Origin of the sequence: Cytobacillus eiseniae, from assembly GCF_017874625.1 — a bacterium.
GTDB lineage: Bacteria > Bacillota > Bacilli > Bacillales > Cytobacillaceae > Cytobacillus > Cytobacillus eiseniae.
Window position 1 is genome coordinate 22143 of sequence record NZ_JAGIKZ010000028.1, and the last position, 26873, is coordinate 49015.

Annotated in this window: 36 protein-coding genes; all 36 read left to right on the forward strand. The window is 40.3% G+C overall.

What is annotated here, in order from left to right; all coding sequences use genetic code 11:
• Positions 1-139 precede the first annotated feature (139 nt).
• Positions 140-3700, forward strand: a complete 3561-nt coding sequence (gene rpoB, locus J2Z40_RS16835; protein WP_066399752.1) for a DNA-directed RNA polymerase subunit beta — start codon at positions 140-142, stop codon at positions 3698-3700.
• Positions 3701-3844: 144 nt separating this feature from the next.
• A complete protein-coding gene (rpoC, locus tag J2Z40_RS16840) occupies positions 3845-7447 on the forward strand; it encodes a DNA-directed RNA polymerase subunit beta' (RefSeq protein WP_066399758.1) in 3603 nt (1200 codons plus the stop codon).
• A 145-nt stretch (positions 7448-7592) separates the two neighbouring features.
• Positions 7593-7841 (forward strand): 50S ribosomal protein L7ae-like protein, encoded by a 249-nt coding sequence (locus J2Z40_RS16845; RefSeq protein ID WP_066399761.1) that lies wholly within the window; start codon positions 7593-7595, stop codon positions 7839-7841.
• A gap of 103 nt (positions 7842-7944) precedes the next feature.
• Positions 7945-8367, forward strand: coding sequence for a 30S ribosomal protein S12 (gene rpsL, locus J2Z40_RS16850; RefSeq protein WP_066399763.1), 423 nt, complete (start codon positions 7945-7947; stop codon positions 8365-8367).
• A 40-nt stretch (positions 8368-8407) separates the two neighbouring features.
• The gene (rpsG, locus tag J2Z40_RS16855; RefSeq protein ID WP_066399765.1) at positions 8408-8878 is read left to right on the forward strand and encodes a 30S ribosomal protein S7; all 471 of its coding nucleotides are present in this window, start codon (positions 8408-8410) and stop codon (positions 8876-8878) included.
• A gap of 51 nt (positions 8879-8929) precedes the next feature.
• On the forward strand, positions 8930-11008 hold the full coding sequence (gene fusA / locus J2Z40_RS16860) for an elongation factor G (protein ID WP_066399772.1): 2079 nt from the start codon (positions 8930-8932) through the stop codon (positions 11006-11008).
• 124 nt (positions 11009-11132) lie between these two features.
• Positions 11133-12320, forward strand: coding sequence for an elongation factor Tu (gene tuf, locus J2Z40_RS16865; protein WP_066399774.1), 1188 nt, complete (start codon positions 11133-11135; stop codon positions 12318-12320).
• Positions 12321-12739: 419 nt separating this feature from the next.
• A complete protein-coding gene (gene rpsJ, locus J2Z40_RS16870) occupies positions 12740-13048 on the forward strand; it encodes a 30S ribosomal protein S10 (RefSeq protein WP_009791329.1) in 309 nt (102 codons plus the stop codon).
• Between the two features lie 39 nt (positions 13049-13087).
• The gene (rplC, locus tag J2Z40_RS16875; RefSeq protein ID WP_066399776.1) at positions 13088-13714 is read left to right on the forward strand and encodes a 50S ribosomal protein L3; all 627 of its coding nucleotides are present in this window, start codon (positions 13088-13090) and stop codon (positions 13712-13714) included.
• A gap of 27 nt (positions 13715-13741) precedes the next feature.
• Positions 13742-14365 carry a 50S ribosomal protein L4 gene (gene rplD, locus J2Z40_RS16880; protein WP_066399778.1) on the forward strand — a complete coding sequence of 208 codons (624 nt, stop codon included), beginning with the start codon at positions 13742-13744 and terminating at the stop codon, positions 14363-14365.
• Complete coding sequence (gene rplW / locus J2Z40_RS16885; RefSeq protein ID WP_066399781.1) at positions 14365-14649, forward strand: 50S ribosomal protein L23; 285 nt, start codon at positions 14365-14367, stop codon at positions 14647-14649. Before rplD ends, rplW begins: the two co-directional genes overlap by 1 nt.
• A 29-nt stretch (positions 14650-14678) precedes the next feature.
• On the forward strand, positions 14679-15509 hold the full coding sequence (rplB, locus tag J2Z40_RS16890) for a 50S ribosomal protein L2 (RefSeq protein ID WP_066399782.1): 831 nt from the start codon (positions 14679-14681) through the stop codon (positions 15507-15509).
• 60 nt (positions 15510-15569) lie between these two features.
• The gene (rpsS, locus tag J2Z40_RS16895; protein WP_066399783.1) at positions 15570-15848 is read left to right on the forward strand and encodes a 30S ribosomal protein S19; all 279 of its coding nucleotides are present in this window, start codon (positions 15570-15572) and stop codon (positions 15846-15848) included.
• An 18-nt stretch (positions 15849-15866) separates the two neighbouring features.
• The gene (rplV, locus tag J2Z40_RS16900) at positions 15867-16208 is read left to right on the forward strand and encodes a 50S ribosomal protein L22 (protein WP_066399785.1); all 342 of its coding nucleotides are present in this window, start codon (positions 15867-15869) and stop codon (positions 16206-16208) included.
• A gap of 3 nt (positions 16209-16211) precedes the next feature.
• The gene (gene rpsC, locus J2Z40_RS16905) at positions 16212-16868 is read left to right on the forward strand and encodes a 30S ribosomal protein S3 (RefSeq protein WP_053478260.1); all 657 of its coding nucleotides are present in this window, start codon (positions 16212-16214) and stop codon (positions 16866-16868) included.
• A 1-nt stretch (position 16869) separates the two neighbouring features.
• Positions 16870-17304: a 50S ribosomal protein L16 gene (gene rplP / locus J2Z40_RS16910; protein ID WP_053478259.1), complete on the forward strand. Its 435-nt coding sequence runs from the start codon at positions 16870-16872 to the stop codon at positions 17302-17304.
• On the forward strand, positions 17294-17494 hold the full coding sequence (gene rpmC / locus J2Z40_RS16915; RefSeq protein WP_053478258.1) for a 50S ribosomal protein L29: 201 nt from the start codon (positions 17294-17296) through the stop codon (positions 17492-17494). The genes rplP and rpmC overlap by 11 nt, the downstream gene beginning before the upstream one ends.
• Positions 17495-17516: 22 nt before the next feature.
• Positions 17517-17780 carry a 30S ribosomal protein S17 gene (gene rpsQ, locus J2Z40_RS16920; RefSeq protein WP_066301504.1) on the forward strand — a complete coding sequence of 88 codons (264 nt, stop codon included), beginning with the start codon at positions 17517-17519 and terminating at the stop codon, positions 17778-17780.
• A 40-nt stretch (positions 17781-17820) separates the two neighbouring features.
• Entirely contained in the window at positions 17821-18189 is a 369-nt protein-coding gene (gene rplN, locus J2Z40_RS16925) for a 50S ribosomal protein L14 (protein ID WP_066399788.1), read from the forward strand.
• 35 nt (positions 18190-18224) lie between these two features.
• Complete coding sequence (gene rplX, locus J2Z40_RS16930) at positions 18225-18536, forward strand: 50S ribosomal protein L24 (protein ID WP_066399793.1); 312 nt, start codon at positions 18225-18227, stop codon at positions 18534-18536.
• Positions 18537-18562: 26 nt separating this feature from the next.
• A complete protein-coding gene (gene rplE / locus J2Z40_RS16935; protein ID WP_066399796.1) occupies positions 18563-19102 on the forward strand; it encodes a 50S ribosomal protein L5 in 540 nt (179 codons plus the stop codon).
• A gap of 25 nt (positions 19103-19127) precedes the next feature.
• A complete protein-coding gene (rpsN, locus tag J2Z40_RS16940; RefSeq protein ID WP_009336593.1) occupies positions 19128-19313 on the forward strand; it encodes a 30S ribosomal protein S14 in 186 nt (61 codons plus the stop codon).
• 29 nt (positions 19314-19342) lie between these two features.
• Positions 19343-19741: a 30S ribosomal protein S8 gene (gene rpsH / locus J2Z40_RS16945; RefSeq protein WP_053478253.1), complete on the forward strand. Its 399-nt coding sequence runs from the start codon at positions 19343-19345 to the stop codon at positions 19739-19741.
• A gap of 31 nt (positions 19742-19772) precedes the next feature.
• Positions 19773-20309 carry a 50S ribosomal protein L6 gene (rplF, locus tag J2Z40_RS16950; RefSeq protein ID WP_066399799.1) on the forward strand — a complete coding sequence of 179 codons (537 nt, stop codon included), beginning with the start codon at positions 19773-19775 and terminating at the stop codon, positions 20307-20309.
• Positions 20310-20341: 32 nt separating this feature from the next.
• Complete coding sequence (gene rplR / locus J2Z40_RS16955) at positions 20342-20704, forward strand: 50S ribosomal protein L18 (protein ID WP_066399802.1); 363 nt, start codon at positions 20342-20344, stop codon at positions 20702-20704.
• Positions 20705-20728: 24 nt separating this feature from the next.
• Positions 20729-21229, forward strand: coding sequence for a 30S ribosomal protein S5 (gene rpsE / locus J2Z40_RS16960; RefSeq protein WP_057767218.1), 501 nt, complete (start codon positions 20729-20731; stop codon positions 21227-21229).
• Between the two features lie 13 nt (positions 21230-21242).
• On the forward strand, positions 21243-21425 hold the full coding sequence (gene rpmD, locus J2Z40_RS16965) for a 50S ribosomal protein L30 (protein WP_066399804.1): 183 nt from the start codon (positions 21243-21245) through the stop codon (positions 21423-21425).
• A 34-nt stretch (positions 21426-21459) separates the two neighbouring features.
• On the forward strand, positions 21460-21900 hold the full coding sequence (gene rplO, locus J2Z40_RS16970; protein ID WP_066399806.1) for a 50S ribosomal protein L15: 441 nt from the start codon (positions 21460-21462) through the stop codon (positions 21898-21900).
• Complete coding sequence (gene secY / locus J2Z40_RS16975) at positions 21900-23195, forward strand: preprotein translocase subunit SecY (RefSeq protein WP_066399807.1); 1296 nt, start codon at positions 21900-21902, stop codon at positions 23193-23195. Before rplO ends, secY begins: the two co-directional genes overlap by 1 nt.
• A gap of 63 nt (positions 23196-23258) precedes the next feature.
• The gene (locus J2Z40_RS16980; RefSeq protein WP_066399808.1) at positions 23259-23912 is read left to right on the forward strand and encodes an adenylate kinase; all 654 of its coding nucleotides are present in this window, start codon (positions 23259-23261) and stop codon (positions 23910-23912) included.
• Positions 23909-24655 (forward strand): type I methionyl aminopeptidase, encoded by a 747-nt coding sequence (gene map, locus J2Z40_RS16985; protein ID WP_066399811.1) that lies wholly within the window; start codon positions 23909-23911, stop codon positions 24653-24655. Before J2Z40_RS16980 ends, map begins: the two co-directional genes overlap by 4 nt.
• A gap of 173 nt (positions 24656-24828) precedes the next feature.
• Positions 24829-25047, forward strand: a complete 219-nt coding sequence (gene infA / locus J2Z40_RS16990; RefSeq protein WP_009336604.1) for a translation initiation factor IF-1 — start codon at positions 24829-24831, stop codon at positions 25045-25047.
• Between the two features lie 34 nt (positions 25048-25081).
• On the forward strand, positions 25082-25195 hold the full coding sequence (gene rpmJ / locus J2Z40_RS16995; protein ID WP_000868344.1) for a 50S ribosomal protein L36: 114 nt from the start codon (positions 25082-25084) through the stop codon (positions 25193-25195).
• Between the two features lie 22 nt (positions 25196-25217).
• Positions 25218-25583: a 30S ribosomal protein S13 gene (gene rpsM / locus J2Z40_RS17000; RefSeq protein ID WP_066399814.1), complete on the forward strand. Its 366-nt coding sequence runs from the start codon at positions 25218-25220 to the stop codon at positions 25581-25583.
• Positions 25584-25604: 21 nt separating this feature from the next.
• Positions 25605-25994, forward strand: coding sequence for a 30S ribosomal protein S11 (gene rpsK / locus J2Z40_RS17005; RefSeq protein WP_066399816.1), 390 nt, complete (start codon positions 25605-25607; stop codon positions 25992-25994).
• A gap of 173 nt (positions 25995-26167) precedes the next feature.
• A partial coding sequence (locus J2Z40_RS17010; protein WP_209795158.1) for a DNA-directed RNA polymerase subunit alpha occupies positions 26168-26873 on the forward strand: 706 nt, incomplete at its 3' end.

The following is a 26873-nucleotide window of genomic DNA, read 5'->3' on the forward strand; positions in this document are numbered from 1 at the left end:
GCGTCCGAGGCCACATGCTAATCCTTTCGAAAAGGTCCAACAACACCATTCCGGGAGGTTCGTCTTGTGTTTGTCGCCGGGGGTAGGCATGGCGCTTGCGCTTTTCTTTAAATAACGCTTGATTTGAGGGGTGAATCAGTTGACAGGTCAACTAGTTCAGTATGGACGACACCGCCAACGTAGAAGTTACGCACGAATCAGTGAAGTTTTAGAATTACCAAATCTAATCGAAATCCAAACCTCTTCCTATCAATGGTTTCTTGATGAGGGTTTACGTGAAATGTTCCATGACATTTCTCCGATTGAAGACTTTACTGGTAATTTGTCGCTTGAATTTATTGATTACAGCCTTGGCGAACCAAAATATTCCGTTCCGGAATCGAAAGAAAGAGATGTTACATATTCTGCACCTTTACGTGTGAAAGTGCGTCTTGTAAACAAAGAAACAGGCGAAGTTAAAGACCAGGATGTCTTTATGGGTGACTTCCCGCTTATGACAGAAACAGGTACATTTGTGATTAATGGAGCAGAGCGTGTAATTGTATCACAGCTTGTTCGTTCCCCAAGTGTATACTTTAGCAGCAAACTAGATAAAAACGGGAAAAAAGGCTTTACGGCAACAGTAATCCCGAACCGCGGCGCTTGGCTAGAATATGAAACAGATGCCAAGGATGTCGTATACGTCAGAATAGATCGTACTCGGAAACTGCCCGTTACGGTTCTTTTGCGTGCACTTGGGTTCGGATCTGATCAAGAGATCATTGATTTGATTGGAGATAACGAATATATCCGCAACACACTTGAAAAAGACAATACGGAAGGAACGGATAAGGCGTTATTAGAAATCTACGAACGTCTACGTCCTGGAGAACCTCCGACTGTTGAAAACGCAAAAAGTTTATTAGTTTCAAGGTTTTTTGATCCGAAGCGCTATGATTTAGCGAATGTCGGTCGTTATAAGATTAATAAAAAGCTTCATATTAAAAATAGACTATTCGGCCAGCGTCTTGCAGAAACACTTGTAGATCCTGAAACAGGCGAAATTATCGCTGAAAAGGGAGTTACGCTAGACAGACGTACACTAGACAAAGTTCTTCCATATTTAGAGAAAAATATTGGATTTAAAACAGTAAGTCTAGTTGGTGGTGTGTTGGAAGAAGATGTAACACTACAATCGATCAAAATCTATGCACCAAATGAAGATGGAGAAAAGGCAATTAACGTAATTGGAAATGCTTATGTCGAAGAAGCTGTGAAAAACATTTCACCGTCTGATATTATCGCATCCATTAGTTATTTCTTTAACTTACTTCATGCGGTTGGAGATACGGATGATATTGATCATCTAGGTAATAGACGTCTGCGTTCTGTGGGTGAATTATTGCAAAATCAATTCCGTATCGGTCTTTCTAGAATGGAACGTGTCGTACGGGAAAGAATGTCTATCCAAGATACGAATACGATTACTCCACAGCAGTTAATTAATATTCGACCTGTGATTGCATCAATTAAGGAATTTTTCGGAAGTTCCCAGCTTTCTCAATTTATGGATCAAACGAATCCATTAGCAGAGTTAACACATAAACGTCGTCTTTCTGCGTTAGGGCCTGGTGGATTAACGAGAGAGCGTGCAGGAATGGAAGTTCGTGACGTTCACTACTCACACTATGGTCGTATGTGTCCAATTGAAACGCCTGAAGGTCCGAATATTGGGTTGATTAACTCTTTATCTTCCTTTGCGAAGGTGAATCGCTTCGGATTTATAGAAACACCTTATCGTCGAATTGATCCGGAAACAGGAAAAGTGACTGGACGAATCGATTATTTGACTGCTGATGAGGAAGATAATTATGTTGTTGCCCAAGCAAATGTTCGTTTGGGTGAGGATGGTTCCTTCCTTGATGAGGATGTTGTTGCTCGTTTTAAAGGAGAAAATACCGTCGTTCACCGTGATCGAATTGACTACATGGATGTTTCTCCTAAGCAGGTAGTATCTGCTGCGACAGCATGTATTCCTTTCCTTGAAAATGATGACTCCAACCGTGCGTTAATGGGCGCGAACATGCAACGACAAGCTGTTCCGCTAATGCAGCCTGAAGCTCCTCGAGTAGGAACGGGTATGGAATATGTTTCAGGTAAAGATTCTGGTGCTGCTGTCATTTGTAAGCATGAAGGAATTGTAGAGCACGTTGAAGCTCGTGAAGTATGGGTTCGTCGAATTGATACAGTTGACGGCCAAGAAGTAAAAGGAAATCTTGATAAATATAAACTATTGAAGTTTATTCGTTCGAACCAAGGGACTTGTTATAATCAACGTCCAATCGTGGCTGTTGGCAACCGTGTAACAAAAGGCGAAATCCTTGCTGATGGTCCTTCCATGGAACTTGGTGAATTAGCGCTTGGTCGAAATGTTGTTGTTGCCTTTATGACTTGGGATGGCTATAACTACGAGGATGCGATCATTATGAGTGAGCGCCTTGTTAAAGATGATGTTTATACGTCTATTCATATTGAAGAGTATGAATCAGAGTCTCGTGATACAAAGCTAGGGCCAGAGGAGATCACTCGTGATATTCCGAATGTAGGGGAAGATGCCCTGCGCAACCTAGATGAGCGTGGAATTATTCGTACGGGTGCTGAAGTGAAAGATGGAGACTTATTAGTTGGGAAAGTGACGCCTAAAGGGGTAACTGAACTAACTGCTGAAGAAAGACTCCTACATGCAATCTTTGGTGAGAAGGCTCGAGAAGTTCGTGATACTTCACTACGTGTACCGCATGGCGGTGGCGGAATTGTTCTCGATGTAAAAGTCTTTAATAGAGAAGATGGCGATGAGCTTCCACCAGGTGTGAATCAGCTTGTTCGTGTGTATATTGTTCAAAAACGTAAAATCTCTGCTGGAGATAAGATGGCAGGACGTCACGGAAATAAAGGGGTTATCTCTCGTATTTTACCAGAGGAAGATATGCCTTATATGCCAGACGGAACACCTGTTGATATCATGTTAAATCCATTAGGGGTACCTTCTCGTATGAATATCGGACAGGTGCTTGAACTTCACCTAGGAATGGCAGCAAGAGCATTAGGTATTCATGTTGCTTCCCCTGTTTTTGATGGTGCAAGTGAAGAAGACGTTTGGGAAACAATTGAAGAAGCTGGCATGGCAAATGATGCAAAAACAGTCCTATACGATGGACGATCTGGAGAACCATTTGATAACCGTGTGTCTGTTGGTGTTATGTACATGATCAAACTAGCGCATATGGTTGACGATAAACTACATGCTCGTTCAACAGGACCATATTCTCTTGTTACTCAACAGCCACTTGGAGGTAAAGCTCAATTTGGTGGACAGCGTTTCGGGGAAATGGAAGTTTGGGCACTTGAGGCTTATGGTGCTGCATATACGTTGCAAGAGATTCTAACAGTTAAGTCTGATGATGTTGTCGGACGTGTGAAAACATATGAATCAATAGTTAAAGGTGAAAATGTTCCAGAACCAGGTGTACCTGAGTCATTTAAAGTATTGATTAAAGAACTTCAAAGCTTAGGTTTGGATGTGAAGATCCTTTCTGGTGATGAAAAGGAAATTGAAATGCGCGATACAGAGGACGATGAAGAGGTTCAGCAGGCTGAATCCTTAGCAATTGCTCCAGAGCCGATTAAAGAAGAGCAAGAGCAAGTCGTTACAAAGGAATAGCTTCCTAATATATAAATGATACGTTTTCAACTCTTTTAACCTCTAATTGTATGGTTAGAGGTTAAAAGAGAGTAAAGATGCACTTAATTGCCTTAAAATACGCAATTAAGGAATGGCACGGACATAAAAAGGGAGGTAGGCCCCTTGTTAGATGTAAACAATTTTGAGTATATGAAAATCGGTCTTGCTTCACCAGATAAGATTCGTTCATGGTCACATGGCGAAGTGAAGAAACCTGAAACAATTAATTATCGTACATTAAAGCCTGAGAAAGACGGCTTATTTTGTGAACGGATTTTCGGACCTACAAAGGACTGGGAATGTCATTGTGGGAAGTACAAGCGAGTTCGCTATAAAGGAGTCGTTTGTGACCGATGTGGTGTTGAAGTAACACGAGCAAAGGTTCGCCGTGAAAGAATGGGACATATCGAGCTTGCAGCTCCTGTCTCTCATATTTGGTATTTTAAAGGGATCCCAAGTCGTATGGGACTTGTTCTTGATATGTCTCCTCGTGCGCTTGAAGAAGTTATTTACTTTGCTTCTTATGTAGTGACTGATGCAGGGGATACGGCTCTTGAAAGAAAGCAATTGCTCTCTGAAAAAGAATATCGTGCATATCGTGAAAAGTACGGGAATAAATTCCAAGCTTCAATGGGTGCGGAATCTATTAAAAAGCTTCTTTCAGATATTAATTTAGTAAAAGAAGTAGATGCGTTAAAAGAAGAATTAAGAACAGCTCAAGGACAACGTAGAACACGTGCGATTAAACGTCTAGAAGTATTAGAGGCATTCCGTGGTTCAGGCAATGAACCTTCTTGGATGATCCTTGATGTACTTCCAGTAATTCCACCAGAACTACGTCCAATGGTTCAATTAGACGGCGGTCGTTTTGCGACATCTGACCTAAACGATCTATACCGTCGTGTCATTAACAGAAATAATCGTCTTAAGCGTTTATTAGATCTTGGTGCGCCTAGTATCATTGTTCAAAATGAAAAACGTATGCTCCAAGAAGCTGTTGATGCATTAATTGATAACGGCCGTCGTGGACGTCCTGTAACAGGCCCAGGAAATCGCCCATTAAAGTCACTTTCACATATGCTGAAAGGGAAGCAAGGTCGTTTCCGTCAAAACCTTTTAGGAAAACGTGTTGACTACTCTGGACGTTCAGTTATTGTTGTTGGACCAAACTTGAAAATGTATCAGTGCGGACTACCTAAAGAAATGGCATTAGAGTTGTTTAAGCCATTCGTAATGAAGGAACTAGTTGAAAAAGGGTTATCACATAATATTAAATCAGCAAAACGTAAAATTGAAAGAGTGCAGCCAGAAGTATGGGACGTATTGGAAAGTGTAATTAAAGAACATCCAGTCCTATTAAACCGTGCACCAACACTTCATAGATTAGGGATTCAAGCATTTGAACCTACGCTTGTAGAAGGCCGTGCGATCCGTCTACACCCACTTGTATGTACAGCATACAATGCGGACTTTGATGGAGACCAAATGGCTGTTCACGTTCCACTTTCATCTGAAGCACAAGCGGAAGCAAGATTATTAATGCTTGCTGCACAGAACATCTTGAATCCGAAAGATGGAAAACCGGTTGTTACTCCTTCACAGGATATGGTTTTAGGTAACTATTACTTAACACTGGAAAGAGAAAGTGCAGTTGGGGAAGGAATGGTCTTTAAAGATGCAAGCGAGGCATTGCTAGCTTATGAAAATGGATATGTTCATTTGCATACACGTGTTGCTGTTTATGCTGGATCTTTGAAAAACCCAACCTTTACAGAAGAACAAAACAACCAACTACTAATCACAACTGTAGGGAAATTGATTTTCAATGAAATATTACCAGAATCATTCCCTTATATTAATGAACCTACTAGACGAAACCTTGAGGTGGAAACACCAAAACAGTATTTTGTTGAAAAAGGAACAGATGTGCCTGCTGTTATACTTGAAATGCCAATAGTAGATCCATTCAAGAAAAAGATTCTAGGGAATATTATTGCAGAAGTATTTAAGCGATTTAAAATAACAGAAACATCAAAAATGCTTGATCGCATGAAGGATCTTGGATTCAAATACTCTACTAAAGCTGGGATTACTGTAGGGGTTTCAGATATTGTTGTACTTGGTGAGAAAGAGAAAATCATTAGTGATGCTCAAGTGAAGGTAGATAACGTAATGAAGCAATTCAGACGTGGTCTAATCACCGAAGATGAGCGTTATGACCGTGTGATTTCTATTTGGAGTGCAGCGAAGGATGTTATTCAAGAACAATTAATGAAATCTCTTGATAAGGCAAACCCAATCTTTATGATGAGTGATTCGGGTGCCCGTGGTAACGCCTCTAACTTCACACAGTTAGCTGGTATGCGTGGACTGATGGCCAACCCGGCTGGTCGTATCATTGAATTGCCAATCAAATCAAGTTTCCGTGAAGGTTTAACCGTGTTAGAATACTTTATCTCCACACACGGTGCTCGTAAAGGACTTGCCGATACGGCGCTGAAAACAGCTGACTCTGGATACTTAACTCGTCGACTTGTTGATGTGGCACAGGATGTCATTGTCAGAGAAGATGATTGTGGGACAGATCGCGGCCTGTTAATCAGCTCATTGAAAGACGGAACAGAAATTATCGAATCGTTAGAAGAACGTTTAATTGGACGTTATGCTAGAAAAGCAATTAAACACCCAGAAACGAATGAAGTAATTGTTCCTGAAAACGGCTTAATTACGGAAGATCTTGCTGAAACAGTAACGAAAGCCAATATTGAGCAAGTATGGATTCGTTCTGCATTTACATGTAATACACGTCATGGTGTATGTAAAAAATGTTATGGACGTAACCTTGCAACTGGTCAAGAGGTAGAAGTAGGAGAAGCGGTAGGTATTATCGCTGCTCAATCGATCGGAGAACCAGGTACTCAGTTAACGATGCGTACTTTCCATACAGGTGGAGTTGCTGGAGACGATATTACTCAAGGTTTGCCACGTATTCAGGAGATATTCGAAGCGCGTAATCCTAAAGGGGTTGCGGTTATCACTGAAATCGAAGGTGTAGTAGTTGGTATAAACGAAGGTCGTGATAGACAACAAGAAATTGTTGTTCAAGGTGAAGTTGAATCACGCACGTATACAGCTCCATATACATCACGTCTAAAAGTAGCAGTTAATGATCACGTTGAACGTGGTGAAGAATTAACAGAAGGATCAATTGACCCGAAAGAGTTAATTCGAGTGAAGGATGTAACCGCTGTTCAAGAATATTTACTTCGTGAAGTACAAAAGGTTTACCGTATGCAAGGGGTAGAAATTGGTGATAAGCACGTTGAAGTAATGGTTCGTCAAATGCTACGTAAAGTTCGTGTCATTGATGCAGCTGAAACAGATGTGCTTCCAGGTACATTACTGGATATCCACCAATTTACCGATGCAAATGAAAAAGCCTTACTTGCGGGTAAATTGCCTGCAACAGGACGTCCCGTGTTGCTTGGTATTACGAAAGCATCGCTTGAAACAGATTCCTTCTTATCTGCGGCATCTTTCCAGGAAACAACAAGAGTCCTTACAGATGCAGCAATTAAAGGAAAACGTGATGAGCTATTAGGCCTAAAGGAAAATGTTATTATTGGAAAATTAGTTCCTGCTGGAACAGGAATGCAGCGTTACCGCAGAGCAGAACCATATACAAAAGATGAAGCAGAAGCGGATGCTGCTGTAACAGTGGAATAAGGTTCAAAAGTTCAGTGCTAGCCATAACTGGCGAGCACTGAACTTTATTAATAAAAAAGTAAAAATGTTTGTTGACATTAGAAAATGAAAATGATAATATAGCAAAGGTGCTCCTATTAACCGAATACTTTGGAGGATGCAATAAATGTCTTATGAAAAAGTATTGCAGGCAAGAAACATTCTAATAGGAACAAAGCAAACGGTGAAAGCTCTGAAACAAGGAACAGTCAAGGAAGTTGTTATTGCTAAAGACGCAGATTACAAAGTGATTGCGAAAATAACAAGTGCAGCTGAAGAAGGAAATGTTCCTATACTGTATGTCGATTCAATGAAAAAGCTTGGAAAGGCGTGCGGCATAGAAGTAAGTGCGGCAGCTATTGCAATAACTAATTAAAAACTGTTTTTGCGGGTGTAGATCAGCAAAGACTTTGTTTTTTGCAACAAAATGAACCACCTGGATGTGTGGGCTTAACAAAAAATGAAGGGAGGACAATATAATGCCTACTATTAATCAATTAGTGCGTAAACCTCGTAAAACAAACGAGGAAAAATCAAAATCTCCAGCACTTAATAAAGGCTATAACAGCTTCAAAAAAGCACAAACTAATGTTTCTTCACCACAAAAGCGCGGTGTATGTACTCGTGTTGGTACAATGACTCCGAAGAAGCCGAACTCAGCATTACGTAAATATGCACGTGTTCGTTTATCAAATGGAATTGAGGTTAATGCTTACATTCCTGGAATCGGACATAACCTACAAGAACACAGTGTAGTACTAATCCGTGGCGGACGTGTAAAGGACTTACCGGGGGTACGTTACCACATCGTTCGTGGAGCGTTAGATACTGCTGGTGTTGCAAACCGTATGCAAAGCCGTTCAAAATATGGTGCGAAGAGACCAAAAGCACCTAAAAAATAATAAAATTTCATGAAGAGAATTTCTGAAAGGAGGAAATAATATGCCACGTAAAGGTCCTGTAGCAAAAAGAGACGTATTGCCGGATCCAATTTACAACTCAAAGCTTGTTAGCCGCCTTATCAACAAGATGATGATTGACGGTAAAAGAGGTAAATCACAAGCAATTTTATATTCTGCATTTGACATCATTGGCGAACGTTCTGGTAAAGAGCCGATCGAAGTATTTGATCAAGCACTTAAGAACATTATGCCAGTATTAGAAGTAAGAGCTCGCCGTGTTGGTGGAGCAAACTACCAAGTACCAGTTGAGGTGCGTCCAGATCGCCGCACAACTCTAGGTCTTCGTTGGTTAGTGAACTACGCTCGTCTTCGTGGAGAAAAAACGATGGAAGAGCGTTTGGCTAATGAAATTTTAGATGCAGCTAACAACACTGGTGCATCTGTTAAGAAGCGTGAAGATACACACAAAATGGCAGAAGCAAACAAAGCATTTGCTCACTACCGCTGGTAAGATCAATTATTCAATTAAAATAACACTCATACTAGGAAGGAGAAATACCCAATGGCAAGAGAGTTCTCCTTGAAAAACACTCGTAATATCGGTATCATGGCTCATATTGATGCTGGTAAGACAACAACAACGGAGCGTATCCTTTACTATACTGGGAAAATCCACAAAATCGGTGAAACACACGAAGGTGGAGCCCAAATGGACTGGATGGAGCAAGAACAAGAGCGTGGAATTACCATTACTTCTGCAGCAACAACTGCACAATGGAAAGGCCACCGTGTTAACATCATTGACACACCAGGACACGTAGACTTCACAGTAGAAGTTGAACGTTCTCTTCGTGTTCTTGATGGAGCAGTAACTGTTCTTGATGCACAATCTGGTGTTGAACCACAAACGGAAACTGTATGGCGTCAAGCGACAACATACGGTGTTCCACGAGTTGTTTTCGTTAATAAAATGGATAAACTAGGTGCTGACTTCCTTTATTCTGTTGGTACGCTTCATGATCGTCTGCAAGCAAATGCTGCAGCAATCCAACTACCAATCGGTGCAGAAGATCAATTCACTGGCATCATCGATTTAGTAGAAATGAAAGCGACGATTTACAACAATGATTTAGGAACGGATATTGAAGAAACTGAAATTCCTGAAGAACATAAAGCACAAGCTGAAGAGTACCGTGAAAAGTTAATTGAAGCGGTTGCTGAACTAGATGAAGACTTAATGGAAAAATATCTGGGTGGAGAAGAAATTTCTATCGATGAGCTTAAAGCGGCTATCCGTAAAGCAACGTTAAGTGTTGAATTCTACCCAGTAATGTGTGGTACAGCTTTCAAGAACAAAGGTGTACAAAAAATGCTTGATGCAGTAATCGATTACCTTCCATCACCATTAGATGTACCTGCAATTAATGGTACAGTACCTGATAGCGATGAGGCAATTGAGCGTCATTCAAGCGACGAAGAGCCTTTCTCAGCTCTAGCATTTAAAGTTATGACAGATCCATATGTAGGGAAACTTACATTCTTCCGTGTATATTCTGGAACATTGAACTCAGGTTCATATGTACAAAACTCAACGAAGGGCAAGCGTGAGCGTGTAGGACGTATTCTACAAATGCATGCGAACTCTCGTGAGGAAATCTCCATTGTATATGCAGGAGATATTGCTGCGGCAGTTGGATTAAAGGATACAACTACTGGTGATACACTATGTGACGAAAAAGAATTAGTTATTCTTGAGTCAATGGAATTCCCAGAGCCAGTTATTCAATTGTCTATCGAGCCTAAGTCTAAAGCTGACCAAGACAAGATGACAACTGCACTTCAAAAATTACAAGAAGAAGATCCAACATTCCGTGCGCATACTGACCAGGAAACTGGACAAGTTATCATCGCAGGTATGGGTGAGCTTCACCTTGATATCCTTGTTGATCGTATGAAACGTGAATTTAAAGTGGAAGCTAACGTTGGTGCACCTCAAGTTGCATACCGTGAAACATTCCGCTCTTCTGCATCAGTAGAAGGTAAATTCGCTCGCCAATCTGGTGGACGTGGACAATTCGGTCACGTTTGGATTGAATTCTCTCCAAACGATGAAGGAAAAGGCTTCGAATTCGTGAACGGTATTGTCGGTGGGGTTGTTCCTCGTGAATACATCCCGGCTGTTCAAGCTGGTCTTGAAGATGCACTAGACAGAGGAGTTCTTGCTGGTTATCCATTAGTAGATATTAAAGCAAGATTATTCGACGGTTCTTACCATGATGTTGACTCATCAGAAATGGCATTTAAAATTGCTGCTTCAATGGCACTTAAAAATGCTGCTTCAAAATGTAGCCCAGTCATCCTTGAACCAGTAATGCGCGTTGAAGTAATCATCCCTGAGGAATACTTAGGTGATATTATGGGTAACGTAACTTCTCGTCGTGGACGTGTAGAAGGTATGGACGCTCGTGGAAATGCACAAGTTGTTCGTGCGATGGTTCCACTTTCAGAAATGTTTGGTTATGCAACTTCATTGCGTTCAAGCACGCAAGGTCGTGGGGTATTCTCAATGCACTTCGATCACTATGAAGAAGTACCAAAGTCAATTTCTGAAGAGATCATCAAAAAAAATAAAGGTGAATAATTGATTTTACCTTATTTATCAAGTATAACTACTTATGTAGGCTAATAAGCTGCGGGAAGTTATATCTTCTCGCAGCTCAACCAAAATACTTAAACTTTTTTAAATTCAAAGGAGGATTTTCCAAATGGCAAAAGCTAAATTCGACCGTTCAAAACCCCATGTTAACATTGGTACAATCGGACACGTTGACCATGGTAAAACAACTTTAACAGCTGCAATCACTACTGTACTTGCAAAAGCAGGTGGCGGTGAAGCACGCGGATATGACCAAATCGACAACGCTCCTGAAGAAAAAGAGCGTGGAATCACAATCTCAACTTCTCACGTTGAGTATGAAACTGCAAATCGTCACTATGCACACGTAGACTGCCCAGGACACGCTGACTATGTTAAAAACATGATCACTGGTGCTGCTCAAATGGACGGCGGTATCTTAGTAGTATCTGCTGCTGACGGCCCAATGCCACAAACTCGTGAGCACATCTTACTTTCTCGTCAAGTAGGTGTTCCACATCTTGTAGTATTCATGAACAAATGTGATATGGTTGATGACGAAGAACTACTTGAATTAGTTGAAATGGAAATTCGTGATCTATTATCAGAATACAATTTCCCTGGCGATGATATTCCAGTTATCAAAGGTTCTGCTCTTAAAGCTCTTGAAGGAGAAGCTGACTGGGAAGCAAAAATTCTTGAACTTATGGCAGCTGTTGATGAGTATGTTCCAAACCCAACTCGTGACACTGACAAGCCATTCATGATGCCAGTTGAGGATGTATTCTCAATTACTGGTCGTGGTACAGTTGCTACAGGACGTGTTGAGCGTGGACAAGTTAAAGTTGGTGACGTTATCGAAATCATCGGTTTAACTGAAGAACCAAAATCAACTACTGTAACAGGTGTTGAAATGTTCCGTAAGCTTCTTGATTATGCAGAAGCTGGAGACAACATCGGTGCACTTCTTCGTGGAGTTGCTCGTGAAGATATCCAACGTGGACAAGTACTTGCTAAGCCAGGTTCAATTACACCACACGTAAAATTCAAAGCTGAAGTTTACGTATTATCAAAAGAAGAAGGTGGACGTCATACTCCATTCTTCACTAACTACCGTCCTCAGTTCTACTTCCGTACAACTGATATCACTGGTATCTGTAATCTTCCTGAAGGCGTAGAAATGGTTATGCCTGGAGATAACATCGAAATGGACGTTGAGCTTATCGCTCCAATCGCTATCGAAGAGGGAACTAACTTCTCTATTCGTGAAGGTGGACGTACAGTAGGCGCTGGCGTTGTTGCTACAATCGTTGAGTAATTTGATATAAATGAAAAAACCAGGTGGGTGACGATCCATCTGGTTTTTTTTTGTCTTTTGCTCTGTAATAACTCGATGTTATCGTGTTCCTTCTATAGATATAATATCTTGCCGCTTCTGATAGAAATAGATAGATAAAATAGAAGGAGTAACAATAAATTTGAAATTATTGGTTTGTTTTGTTGAGGGTTGAAAAAGTACATAGTTGCCGCTATAATTATACGAGTGCACAAAACAAAAAGAAATTACACAAAGTATCTTGCAATCTACTCGTAATTTCTGTATAATAGGCAATGTTGGTCTTTGACTGCGATGATGTGAAAGGTTGCTGACACACCCGGCCGCTTTGCCATGGCGAGTGTGTGGGAAATTTTCACTGAGAATGTCTATTTCAAAATAGGCGAAAAGGAGGGAAAATAATGGCAAAACAAAAAATTCGTATTCGTTTAAAAGCGTATGATCATAGAATTCTTGATCAATCAGCTGAAAAGATTGTTGAAACTGCAAAGCGTTCTGGTGCGGCTGTTTCTGGTCCGATTCCATTACCGACTGAGAAGTCAATCTATACAATCCTTCGTGCGGTTCATAAGTACAAAGATTCTCGTGAACAGTTCGAGATGCGTACGCATAAACGTCTTATCGACATTATTAATCCAACACCACAAACAGTTGATTCGCTAATGCGTTTAGACTTACCATCTGGTGTAGATATCGAAATCAAACTTTAATGAATAAATTTAATTATAATATCAGGAGGTGTGACTGAAATGACCAAAGGAATCTTAGGAAGAAAGATTGGTATGACTCAAGTGTTTGCTGAAAACGGTGAGCTTATCCCGGTAACAGTTGTAGAAGCTACATCAAACGTTGTTCTTCAAAAGAAGTCAGTTGAGACTGATGGATATGAAGCAATCCAAATTGGATTCGAAGACAAACGCGAAAAGCTATCTAACAAACCTGAACAAGGACATGTTGCAAAAGCTAACACTGCTCCTAAGCGCTTCATTCGTGAATTACGTGGAGCAGATTTAGGAGAATATGAAGTTGGTCAGGAAGTCAATGTAAGTATTTTTGCAGCAGGTGAAACTGTTGATGTAACAGGAATTTCAAAGGGTAAAGGTTTCCAAGGTGCGATTAAGCGTCACGGACAATCTCGTGGACCAATGACTCACGGATCACGTTACCACCGTCGCCCAGGTTCAATGGGTCCTGTTGCTCCAAACCGTGTATTTAAAGGTAAGTTATTACCAGGACGCATGGGTGGAGAACAAGTAACAGTTCAAAACCTTGAAATCGTAAAAGTAGATGCAGAACGCAATCTTTTACTTATTAAAGGGAATGTACCAGGTGCTAAAAAAGCAATGCTAAAAATTAAAAGTGCGGTAAAAGCATAGTAATAAGTCGGAAAGGAGGAAATTAGAATGCCGAAAGTAGCATTATACAGCCAAGCTGGATCTAAAGTTGGTGAAATCGAACTTAATGATACGGTTTTTGGCATCGAGCCTAACAACCACGTGTTATTCGAAGCAGTTGTTATGCAAAGAGCTTCTTTACGTCAAGGAACTCATAAAACAAAAATTCGCTCTGAAGTAGCAGGCGGTGGACGTAAGCCATGGCGCCAAAAAGGTACTGGCCGTGCGCGTCAAGGATCAATCCGTTCTCCACAATGGCGCGGAGGTGGTACGGTATTTGGACCTGTTCCACGCAGCTATAGCTATAAACTACCTAAAAAAGTTCGTCGCTTAGCGATTAAATCTGCATTATCTTCTAAAGTATTAGAAGAAAACGTGTTAGTATTAGAAAACCTTGCATTCGACACTCCAAAAACAAAAGACTTTAAAGGTGTACTTAAAGGTCTTTCAGTTGAAACTAAAGCATTAATCGTTACAGCTGACCTAGATGAGAACGTAGCATTATCTGCTCGTAACATCCCTGGTGTAACAGTTGTATCTGCTTCTGGAATCAGCGTATTGGATGTTTTAAATCATGATAAATTAATCATGACGAAAGCAGCGGTTGAAAAAGTAGAGGAGGTGCTTGCATAATGGATGCACGCGATATCATTAAGCGCCCCGTTATTACTGAACGCTCCACTGATATAATGGCTGACAAAAAATATACGTTTGAAGTGGATGTTAGAGCCAACAAAACACAAGTTAAAGATGCTGTAGAAAAAATCTTTGGCGTAAAAGTTGAGAAGGTTAACATCATGAATTACAAAGGTAAGTTCAAGCGTATGGGTAAATTCGGCGGTTATACAAATAAACGTCGTAAGGCAATTGTTAAATTAACTACTGATAGTCAAGAAATCGAATTTTTCGAAGCATAAAACATTGACAAGAAAAGGAGGGAAACGAAATGGCGATTAAAAAGTATAAACCTACCACAAACGGTCGACGTAATATGACTTCATCTGACTTTGCTGAGATTACAACAAGCACACCAGAAAAGTCACTACTTGCTCCTTTACACCGTAAAGGCGGCCGTAACAACCAAGGTAAAATTACAGTTCGTCATCAAGCTGGTGGCCATAAGCGTCAATACCGTTTAATTGATTTTAAACGTAACAAAGATGGCATTCCAGGACGCGTTGCTACGGTTGAGTATGATCCAAACCGTTCAGCAAACATTGCATTAATCAACTATGTTGATGGAGAAAAGCGTTATATCCTTGCTCCTAAGAATTTAGAGGTAGGCATGGAAGTAATGTCTGGTCCAGAAGCAGATATCAAGGTGGGTAATGCATTACCACTAGTAAATATTCCAGTAGGTACTGTTATTCACAATATCGAATTAAAACCTGGAAAAGGCGGACAATTAGTGCGTTCTGCTGGAACTTCAGCACAAGTTCTTGGTAAAGAAGGCAAGTATGTTCTTGTTCGTTTAAATTCAGGTGAAGTTCGTATGATTCTTGCTACTTGCCGTGCTACAGTAGGTCAAGTTGGTAATGAACAACATGAACTTATCAACATTGGTAAAGCAGGACGTTCACGCTGGTTAGGTAAGCGCCCAACTGTTCGTGGTTCTGTAATGAACCCTAATGATCACCCACACGGTGGTGGGGAAGGACGTTCACCAATTGGACGTAAATCTCCTATGACTCCTTGGGGTAAACCAACTCTTGGATTCAAAACTCGTAAGAAAAACAATAAATCAGATAAATTTATTGTACGTCGTCGTAAAAAATAACGGGATTGACCTACGGTTCCAAAGTCGAGCCGTAGAACAATCGCGAAGGGAGGTTCAATCATGGGTCGCAGCTTAAAAAAAGGACCTTTTGTTGATGAACATTTAATGACAAAGATCGAAAAGCTTAATGAAACTGATGGCAAAACTGTCGTGAAAACTTGGTCTCGCCGTTCTACGATCTTCCCACAATTCATCGGACACACAATTGCTGTTTATGATGGTCGTAAACATGTGCCTGTATACGTTACTGAAGACATGGTAGGTCACAAGCTTGGAGAATTCGCTCCAACACGTGCTTATAAAGGTCACGGTAATGATGATAAGAAAACAAGACGTTAATGAGAGGAGGGCATTCATATGCAAGCTAAAGCTGTTGCAAGAACAGTTCGTATTGCTCCTCGTAAAGCTCGTTTAGTCGTAGATTTAATTCGAGGAAAGCAAGTTGGTGAAGCAGTAGCTATTTTGACTTTAACGCCAAAAGCTGCTTCTCCAATCGTAGAGAAGGTTTTAAAATCTGCATTAGCCAATGCTGAGCACAACTACGAAATGGACGTAAATAATTTAGTAGTTGCTCAAGCTTTTGTTGACGAGGGACCAACAATGAAACGTTTCCGTCCTCGTGCGCAAGGCCGTGCAAGCCAAATTAACAAACGCACTAGTCATATTACTATCGTTTTATCAGAAAAGAAGGAGGGATAATTAGTGGGTCAAAAAGTAAATCCAGTCGGTTTGCGTATTGGAGTCATCCGTGATTGGGAATCTAAATGGTACGCAGGCAAAGACTACGCTGATCTTTTACACGAGGACCTTAAAGTACGTGAGTATATTACAAAGCGTCTTAACGATGCCTCTGTTTCTAAAGTTGAGATCGAACGTGCTGCTAATCGCTTAAATATCACTATTCACACTGCTAAACCAGGAATGGTTATCGGTAAAGGTGGTACTGAAGTTGAAGCACTTCGTAAAGCACTTAACTCACTTACTGGCAAACGTGTACACATCAATATTCTTGAAATCAAAAAAGCTGACATCGATGCGAAATTAGTTGCGGAAAATATTGCTCGTCAATTAGAAAACCGTGTTTCTTTCCGTCGTGCTCAAAAACAAACAATTCAACGTGCAATGCGCGCTGGTGCTAAAGGTATCAAAACAATGGTATCTGGTCGCTTAGGTGGTGCGGACATCGCTCGTTCTGAAAGTTATAGCGAAGGAACAGTTCCACTTCATACTCTTCGTGCTGATATCGACTATGCTACAGCAGAAGCTGATACAACTTACGGTAAATTAGGCGTAAAAGTATGGATCTATCGTGGAGAGGTCCTTCCTACTAAGAAGAAAACTGGGGAAGGAGGCAAATAATATGTTATTGCCAAAGCGCGTAAAATATCGTCGTCAACATCGTGGGAAAATGCGCGGTCAAGCAAAAGGCGGTACTGAAGTAACATTTGGTGAATTTGGTTTACAAGCTACAGAAGCTTCTTGGATCACAAACCGCCAAATTGAATCAGCTCGTATTGCGATGACTCGTTACATGAAACGTGGCGGTAAAGTTTGGATTAAGATATTCCCGCATAAGCCATATACTGCAAAGCCTCTAGAAGTCCGAATGGGTTCCGGTAAGGGTGCTCCTGAAGGATGGGTAGCAGTTGTTAAGCCTGGTAAAGTAATGTTTGAAATCGCAGGTGTTTCTGAAGAAATCGCTCGTGAAGCACTACGTCTTGCAGCACACAAACTTCCTGTTAAATGTAAGTTTGTAAAACGAGAAGAAATTGGTGGTGAATCAAATGAAAGCTAATGATATTCGTGACCTTACCACTGCCGAAATCGAACAAAAAGTCAAATCATTAAAAGAAGAGTTATTCAATCTTCGCTTTCAATTGGCGACTGGACAACTTGAAAATACAGCTCGCATACGTGAAGTACGTAAATCGATTGCTCGTATGAAAACTGTTATTCGTGAAAGAGAAATTGGTTTTACAAAGTGATATTTGAGAGGAGGTTCGCACAATGAGTGAACGTAACCAACGCAAAGTTTACACTGGGCGTGTTGTTTCTGACAAAATGGATAAGACTGTTACTGTCCTTGTTGAAACGTACAAAAAGCACCCTTTATATGGTAAACGCGTTAAGTACTCTAAAAAGTTTAAGGCTCATGATGAGCAAAACACAGCGAAAACTGGCGATATCGTCCGTATCATGGAAACTCGCCCACTATCTGCAACTAAACGCTTCCGTCTTGTAGAAGTAGTAGAAAAAGCAGTAATAATCTAATTGTTCGGTATAAGTTTTATTCCGAAGGGAGGTTACACACATGATTCAACAAGAATCACGTTTAAAAGTTGCTGACAACTCTGGTGCTCGTGAAGTACTTACAATTAAAGTTCTTGGAGGTTCTGGCCGCAAGACAGCTAATATCGGTGATATTATCGTTTGTACAGTGAAACAAGCAACACCAGGTGGCGTTGTTAAAAAAGGTGAGGTTGTTAAAGCAGTTGTAGTTCGAACTAAGAGTGGTGTGCGTCGTAATGATGGTACTTACATTCGTTTTGATGAAAACGCATGTGTAATTATTCGTGATGACAAGGGCCCTCGTGGAACTCGTATCTTCGGACCCGTTGCTCGTGAATTACGCGATAACAACTTCATGAAAATTATTTCATTAGCTCCAGAAGTTCTATAATACTAACTAAATTGCCTTTAAGGAGGTGCTTACTGATGCATGTAAAAAAAGGTGACAAAGTTATGATCATCTCTGGTAAAGATAAAGGCAAAACGGGCGTTATTCTTGCAGCGTTCCCTAAACAAGACCGTGTTCTTGTTGAAGGTGTGAACATTGTAAAGAAACACTCTAAGCCTTCACAGGTAAATCCACAAGGTGGAATTATCAACCATGAGGCTCCTGTTCATGTATCAAACGTTATGCCTGTCGATCCTAAGTCTGGACAACCAACTCGTGTAGGCTATCAAACGGTTGATGGGAAGAAAGTACGTGTAGCAAAAAAATCCGGTGAAGTTCTAGATAAATAGTTTAAAGAAGAAGGGAGGTACAATGAATGAACCGCCTAAAAGAAAAATATTCAAAAGAAATTACGCCTGCTCTTATGAGCAAGTTTAACTATAAATCAGTTATGCAAGTTCCTGTAATTGATAAAATCGTTATCAATATGGGTATTGGTGATGCTGTTCAAAACTCAAAAGTACTTGATAATGCGGTTGAGGAATTAGCACTGCTAACTGGTCAAAAGCCAGTTGTTACTCGTGCGAAAAATTCTATCGCTGGTTTCCGCCTTCGTGAAGGTATGCCAATCGGTGCGAAAGTTACACTTCGTGGAGAACGTATGTATGAGTTCTTCGACAAATTAATCTCTGTATCTCTTCCTCGTGTACGTGACTTCCGTGGAATTTCTAAGAAGTCATTTGATGGACGTGGAAACTATACTCTAGGTGTAAAAGAACAGTTAATCTTCCCTGAGATTGATTACGATAAAGTAAGCAAAGTTCGTGGTATGGATATCGTTATCGTAACTACAGCTAATACCGATGAAGAAGCTCGTGAACTTTTAACTCAATTTGGAATGCCATTCCAAAAGTAGTCGCTAAATAGAGGGAGGCGAAAACGTGGCTAAAAAGTCAATGATTGCGAAACAAAAACGCACGCCTAAACATAAGGTACAAGAATATACACGCTGCGAGCGTTGTGGGCGTCCACATTCTGTATACCGTAAATTTAAGCTTTGTCGTATTTGTTTCCGTGAATTAGCATATAAAGGACAAATTCCTGGCGTCAAAAAAGCTAGCTGGTAAAACGAAAGTTTGGGAAGGAGGTAAAAACAATGGTCATGACAGATCCAATTGCAGACTTGCTTACTCGCATCCGTAATGCGAATATGGTTCGTCACGAAAAATTAGAAGTTCCTGCTTCTAATATCAAGAAAGAAGTTGCTGAAATCCTTAAGCGTGAAGGTTTCGTGCGTGATGTTGAGTTTATCGAAGACAACAAGCAAGGCATCATTCGCATTTTCTTAAAATACGGTTCAAACAACGAACGTGTAATTACTGGCCTTAAACGTATTAGTAAACCTGGTCTTCGTGTATACGCAAAAGCTGACGAAGTACCACGTGTACTTAACGGCCTTGGAATCGCACTAGTTTCTACTTCTCAAGGAGTTCTTACAGATAAAGAAGCTCGTGCTAAACAAGTTGGCGGAGAAGTATTAGCTTACGTTTGGTAATAGAGTTTCTTAATGAATGGAGGTGCAATAAATGTCACGTATAGGTAAAAAACCAATTGAAATTCCAACTGGTGTTACAATCACAAATGATAAAAACACAATTACTGTAAAAGGTCCAAAGGGTGAACTATCTCGTTCATTCCATCCGGATATGATGATTCAGTTAGAAGACAACATTCTAACTGTTACTCGTCCAACAGATTCAAAAGAACACCGTACGGTTCACGGTACAACTCGTGCACTACTTTCTAACATGGTTGAAGGTGTTTCTAAAGGTTTTGAAAAAGGTCTTGAGCTTATCGGTGTCGGTTACCGTGCTCAAAAACAAGGTAGTAAGCTTGTATTAAACGTTGGTTACTCTCATCCTGTTGAAATCGAGCCTGAAGAAGGAATCGAAGTTGAAGTACCATCAAATACGAAGGTTATCGTTAAAGGAATCAACAAAGAACGTGTAGGTGCTTTAGCTGCTAACATTCGTGATGTTCGTCCTCCAGAGCCTTACAAAGGAAAAGGTATCCGTTATGAAGGCGAATATGTGCGTCGTAAAGAAGGTAAAACTGGTAAGTAATGCCGCATAGGTAAACGAAAGGAGTGACTTAAATGATTACGAAGGCTGACAAAAATGCAGTTCGTAAGAAAAGACATGGCCGTGTACGTGCTAAACTTTCAGGAACTGAAGCTCGTCCTCGTTTAAATGTGTTCCGCTCTAATAAGCATATTTATGCTCAATTAGTTGACGATGTAAAAGGAGTTACTTTAGCAAGTGCTTCTACTCTAGATAAAGAAGTAAGTCTAGAATCTACAAGTAACGTTGATGCAGCAGTTAAGGTCGGAGAACTAGTTGCAAAACGTGCGAACGAAAAAGGGATCAAATCTATCGTATTTGACCGTGGAGGATACCTTTATCATGGTCGCGTAAAAGCATTAGCTGAAGCGGCTCGTGAAAATGGACTAGAATTTTAATAGACAAAGGAGGGACACAAAAAGATGCGTCGTATTGATCCAAACAAACTTGAACTTGAAGAACGCGTAGTTACAGTTAATCGTGTAGCGAAAGTTGTTAAAGGTGGACGTCGTTTCCGTTTCTCTGCTCTTGTAGTAGTAGGCGACAAAAACGGTCATGTCGGCTTTGGTACTGGTAAAGCACAAGAAGTACCTGAAGCAATTCGTAAAGCGATTGAAGATGCGAAGAAAAACTTAATCGAAGTACCAATGGTTGGAACATCTATTCCACACCAAGTAATCGGTAATTTCGGTGCTGGTGAAGTTCTTTTAAAGCCAGCATATGAAGGTACGGGTGTTATCGCTGGTGGACCAGTTCGTGCGGTTCTAGAATTAGCTGGTGTTGGTGATATTTTATCTAAATCTTTAGGTACAAACACACCAATCAACATGGTTCGTGCAACATTGAACGGTTTACAACAATTAAAACGTGCTGAGGACGTAGCTAAATTACGTGGTAAATCAGTAGAAGAACTGTTAGGATAAGGAGGGAAATCAAATGGCGAATAAACTAGAAATTACCCTCACTCGCAGCGTAATCGGTCGCCCTGGTGACCAACGCGAAACAGTTAAAGCTCTAGGCTTACGTAAAATGCATCAAACAGTTGAACAACAAGATAATCCTGCTATTCGCGGTATGATCAACAAAGTTGCTCACCTTGTAACGGTAAAAGAAATTTAATTATCACTCTTCTATAAAATAAGGAGGTGCCAACATGAAACTTCATGAATTAAAGCCTGCAGAAGGTTCCCGCGGGGAACGTAAACGTAAAGGCCGTGGTATCGGTACTGGTAACGGTAAAACTGCTGGTAAAGGTCATAAAGGTCAAAACGCTCGTTCCGGCGGCGGAGTTCGTCCTGGTTTTGAGGGTGGTCAAACACCATTATTTAGACGTTTACCAAAACGCGGTTTCACAAATATTCACCGTAAAGAATATGCAATTGTGAACCTTGCTGCACTTAATCGTTTTGAAGATGGAACTGAAGTTACACCTGTACTTCTAGTTGAATCTGGTGTAGTTAGTAACGAAAAAGCAGGAATTAAAATTCTTGCTAAAGGCAAAGTTGAGAAAAAGCTTACAGTTAAAGCTCATAAATTCTCCTCTGCTGCAAAGGAAGCTATTGAAGCTGCCGGCGGTAAAACAGAGGTGATTTAATGTTTCAGACAATCTCCAATTTTATGCGCGTGGGTGATATAAGAAGAAAGATTATATACACCCTTTTAATGCTGGTCGTGTTTCGCATCGGTACTTTTATACCAGTACCTGGTGTGAATGCTGACCTTTTAAAGGCTCAGGATGAACTAAATGCATTCGGTCTTTTAAATACCTTTGGCGGTGGTGCACTTCTGAACTTCTCCATTCTTGCGATGGGAATCATGCCGTACATTACAGCATCGATTATTATTCAGTTATTACAAATGGACGTTGTGCCTAAGTTTACTGAATGGTCTAAGCAAGGAGAAGTTGGTCGTCGTAAATTAGCTCAATTTACCCGCTACTTTACTATTGTGCTTGGTTTCATCCAAGCTCTTGGTATGTCATATGGTTTTAATAACCTTGCTAATGGGCAATTGATCGAAAACCCTGGAATTGGTTCTTATTTGCTGATTGCTACAGTATTAACTGCTGGAACTGCATTTTTACTGTGGTTAGGAGAACAAATCACTGAAAAGGGTGTTGGAAATGGAATTTCCATTATCATTTTCGCTGGGATTGTAGCTGGTATTCCGTCTATCGTGAACCAGATTTATGCACAACAGTTTGAAAATGTTGGGGAACAACTATTCCTGCGCATCGTTACAGTCGTATTAATTCTTCTTGCAGTTGTTGCAATCGTTGTTGGTACAATCTTTATCCAACAGGCTTTAAGAAAAATACCTATTCAATATGCTAAACGTATGGCAATCGGAAAGAATTCCGTTGGTGGACAAAATACTCACTTGCCATTAAAAGTTAATGCAGCTGGAGTTATTCCAGTTATCTTTGCAATTTCATTCATTATTACTCCTAGAACCGTTGCAGGTTTCTTCGAGCAAAATGATGTTACTTTATGGATTCAAAGAGTATTTGATTATACGACACCAGTTGGAATGCTCATATACAGTGCATTAATAATTGCTTTTACTTATTTCTATGCTTTTATCCAAGTCAACCCAGAACAAGTTTCGGATAATTTGAAGAAACAGGGTGGATATATTCCAGGCATTCGTCCAGGAAAAAGCACGCAGGAATATTTAACTCGCGTTTTATACCGTTTAACTTTTGTAGGTGCAATCTTCCTTACGGTGATCTCAATTTTGCCGATGTTTTTCATTAATATCGCAGGATTGCCTGAATCAGCGCAAATTGGAGGAACTAGCTTGCTAATCGTTGTCGGTGTTGCGCTAGATACGATGAAACAACTTGAATCTCAACTTGTTAAACGTCACTATAAAGGTTTTATTAAATAAGTTGGTTTTTAGGGGGCCGATACAAGTTCCCTAACAACCAATTAGATTTTAGGGGGAATTCATATGAATTTAGTATTAATGGGGCTCCCCGGTGCTGGAAAAGGCACACAAGCCGAGAAGATTGTCGATAAATACGGCATTCCTCATATTTCTACAGGTGATATGTTTCGTGCAGCAATCAAAGGTGAAACGGAACTAGGCCTGAAGGCAAAATCATTCATGGATAAAGGCGAGCTTGTTCCTGATGAAGTGACAATCGGTATTGTCCGTGAACGATTAAGCAAGGATGATTGTGAGAAAGGATTTCTACTTGATGGATTTCCTAGAACAGTTCCACAAGCTGAAGCTTTGGAAGAAATTCTTGCTGACTTGAATAAAAAAATTAATTTTGTCATTAATATTGATGTTAACCATGAGATTCTTATGGAACGTCTAACTGGCCGTCGCATTTGTAAAGACTGCGGTGCTACTTATCATCTTGTATTTAATCCACCTGCTAAAGAGGATTCATGTGATCGATGTGGGGGAGAGCTTTACCAACGTGCAGATGATAATGAGGAAACAGTCCAGACTAGACTTGATGTGAATATTAAACAAACAAAGCCTTTACTTGATTTCTATGATACTAAAGGTTATTTACGTAATATTGATGGTAGGCAGGATATCGATAAAGTCTTTACTGATCTGGATCGTTTATTCGGGGGCTTGCATGAATGATTATTTGCAAAACGCCGCGTGAAGTTGAGATTATGCGTGAAGCTGGGAAAATTGTAGCTCTGACTCATCAAGAACTGAAAAAACATATTGCTCCTGGTATAACAACAAGTGAATTAGATAAATTGGCTGAAGCGTTCATTCGTAAGGCTGGTGCAACTCCTTCATTTAAAGGCTATAATGGCTTTCCTGGCAGCATTTGTACTTCAGTAAATAATGAACTTGTTCATGGCATACCTGGTAATCGGGTCTTAAAAGATGGAGATATTATCAGTGTTGACATTGGTGCTAAATATAACGGTTATCATGGTGACTCTGCTTGGACTTATCCTGTAGGACAAATCGATGATGCTACGAAGATTCTTTTAGAAGTAACAGAGGAATCCTTGTATATCGGTCTAAAGGAAGCAAAGCCAGGTGAGCGTCTATCGAACATCTCACATGCTATTCAAACATATGCGGAACAAAAAGGATTTTCCATTGTACGCGAGTATGTTGGTCATGGAGTTGGTCAAAACTTGCATGAGGACCCACAAATTCCTCATTATGGTCCACCCAATAAAGGACCACGACTAAAACCGGGTATGGTACTTGCTGTTGAACCAATGGTGAATGCAGGAAGTCGATATGTGAAGACATTAACTGACAACTGGACAGTTGTTACAATAGACGGAAAAATGTGTGCTCATTTTGAACATACGATTGCCATTACTGAAACAGGATATGAAGTACTTACCATTATTTAATTGTTAAGTATTCATATATATCGTTTCAACTATGATCCGCTTTTGTGCTATAATCGAAAGGTTGTAAGATTTAGATCTATTTACAGAAAATCCGGCGTGTAATTGGGAAATAATCTGTGCATTTGCATAGATTTATGAATTCGTATTTGAAATGAAGAAGGGAGACTTGATCGATGGCGAAAGACGATGTAATTGAAATTGAAGGCACGGTTGTTGATACTTTACCAAATGCCATGTTTAAAGTGGAATTAGAAAACGGTCATACAGTTTTGGCTCATGTTTCTGGTAAGATCCGCATGCACTTTATCCGAATTTTACCTGGAGATAAAGTAACTGTGGAGCTTTCTCCATATGATTTAACTCGCGGAAGAATCACTTATCGTTTCAAATAACCAAAGACTCCGTACTATTAAGGAGGTTAGGATAATGAAAGTAAGACCATCTGTTAAACCGATCTGCGAAAAGTGTAAAGTTATCCGCAGACGTGGAAAAGTTATGGTTATCTGTGAAAACCCTAAACATAAACAAAAACAAGGTTAATAACAAGGAGGTGCGCTCATTTATGGCACGTATTGCTGGTGTAGATATTCCACGTGAAAAACGTGTAGTAATCTCATTAACTTACATCTATGGGATTGGTAAAAATACTGCTCAGAAAGTATTAGCTGATGCTGGTGTTTCTGAAGATACTCGTGTTCGTGATTTAACGGAAGATGAGTTAAATAAAATTCGTGAAGTCATCGACAAATTAAAAGTTGAAGGTGACCTTCGTCGTGAAGTTTCCCTTAACATTAAGCGTTTAATGGAAATTGGTAGCTATCGTGGTATTCGTCACCGTCGTGGTTTACCGGTTCGCGGACAAAACACTAAAAACAACGCTCGTACACGCAAAGGTCCTCGTAAGACTGTAGCGAACAAGAAGAAATAATCGGTAAAGGAGGTACTTTAAATGGCACGTAAAACTAATACACGTAAACGTCGTGTGAAAAAGAATATTGAACAAGGTGTTGCACACATCCGTTCTACTTTCAATAACACAATCGTAACTATTACTGATGCTCACGGAAATGCACTTGCATGGTCTAGCGCTGGAGCACTTGGATTCAGAGGTTCACGTAAATCAACTCCATTCGCAGCTCAAATGGCAGCAGAAACTGCAGCAAAAGCTTCAATGGAGCATGGAATGAAAACTCTTGAAGTAACAGTTAAAGGACCTGGTGCAGGACGTGAAGCTGCAATTCGTGCGTTACAAGCTGCTGGTCTTGAAGTTACTGCAATCAGAGATGTGACTCCAGTTCCTCATAATGGATGTCGCCCACCAAAACGCCGCCGTGTTTAATTTTTCTGTATAGAATTTGTATCCTTGTCTATAATGGGATATGATGGAAATACTTTAAATTTATACAGAAATTTTAATCCAGTTGTTGTGCACAAAACGGGAACGTATACATGGGGGAATTTCGGTTAGAATGCTAGCCGGGGTTTCGACGTTTTGAAGGAGGGTATATTTTCATGATCGAAATAGAAAAACCAAAAATCGAAACGGTTGAGATCAGCGATGATGCCAAGTACGGGAAGTTCGTCGTCGAGCCACTTGAGCGTGGATATGGGACTACTTTGGGTAACTCCTTACGTCGTATCCTTTTATCCTCACTCCCAGGTGCCGCAGTCACGTCGATTCAAATTGATGGGGTACTTCATGAGTTCTCAACAATTGAAGGCGTCGTAGAAGATGTAACATCTATCATTTTAAACATTAAAAAACTTGCACTAAAAATTTACTCTGATGAAGAGAAAACACTTGAAATTGATGTACAAGGTGAAGGTGTAGTAAAGGCTGCTGACATTACCCATGATAGTGATATTGAAATTCTGAATCCAGATCTTCATATTGCTACACTTGGAACAAATGGTCATTTACGTATGCGTTTAACTGCACAAAGAGGTCGTGGATACACACCTGCTGTTCAGAACAAAAGGGAAGATCAGCCAATTGGTGTGATTCCAATTGATTCTATCTTTACACCGGTATCACGTGTTTCTTATCAAGTAGAAAATACGCGTGTAGGTCAAATGAGTAACTATGATAAGTTAACATTCGATGTATGGACTGATGGAAGTACGGGTCCTCAAGATGCGGTTGCACTTGGTGCGAAGGTCTTAACTGAGCATTTAAATATCTTTGTTGGTTTAACTGACGAAGCACAAAATGCTGAAA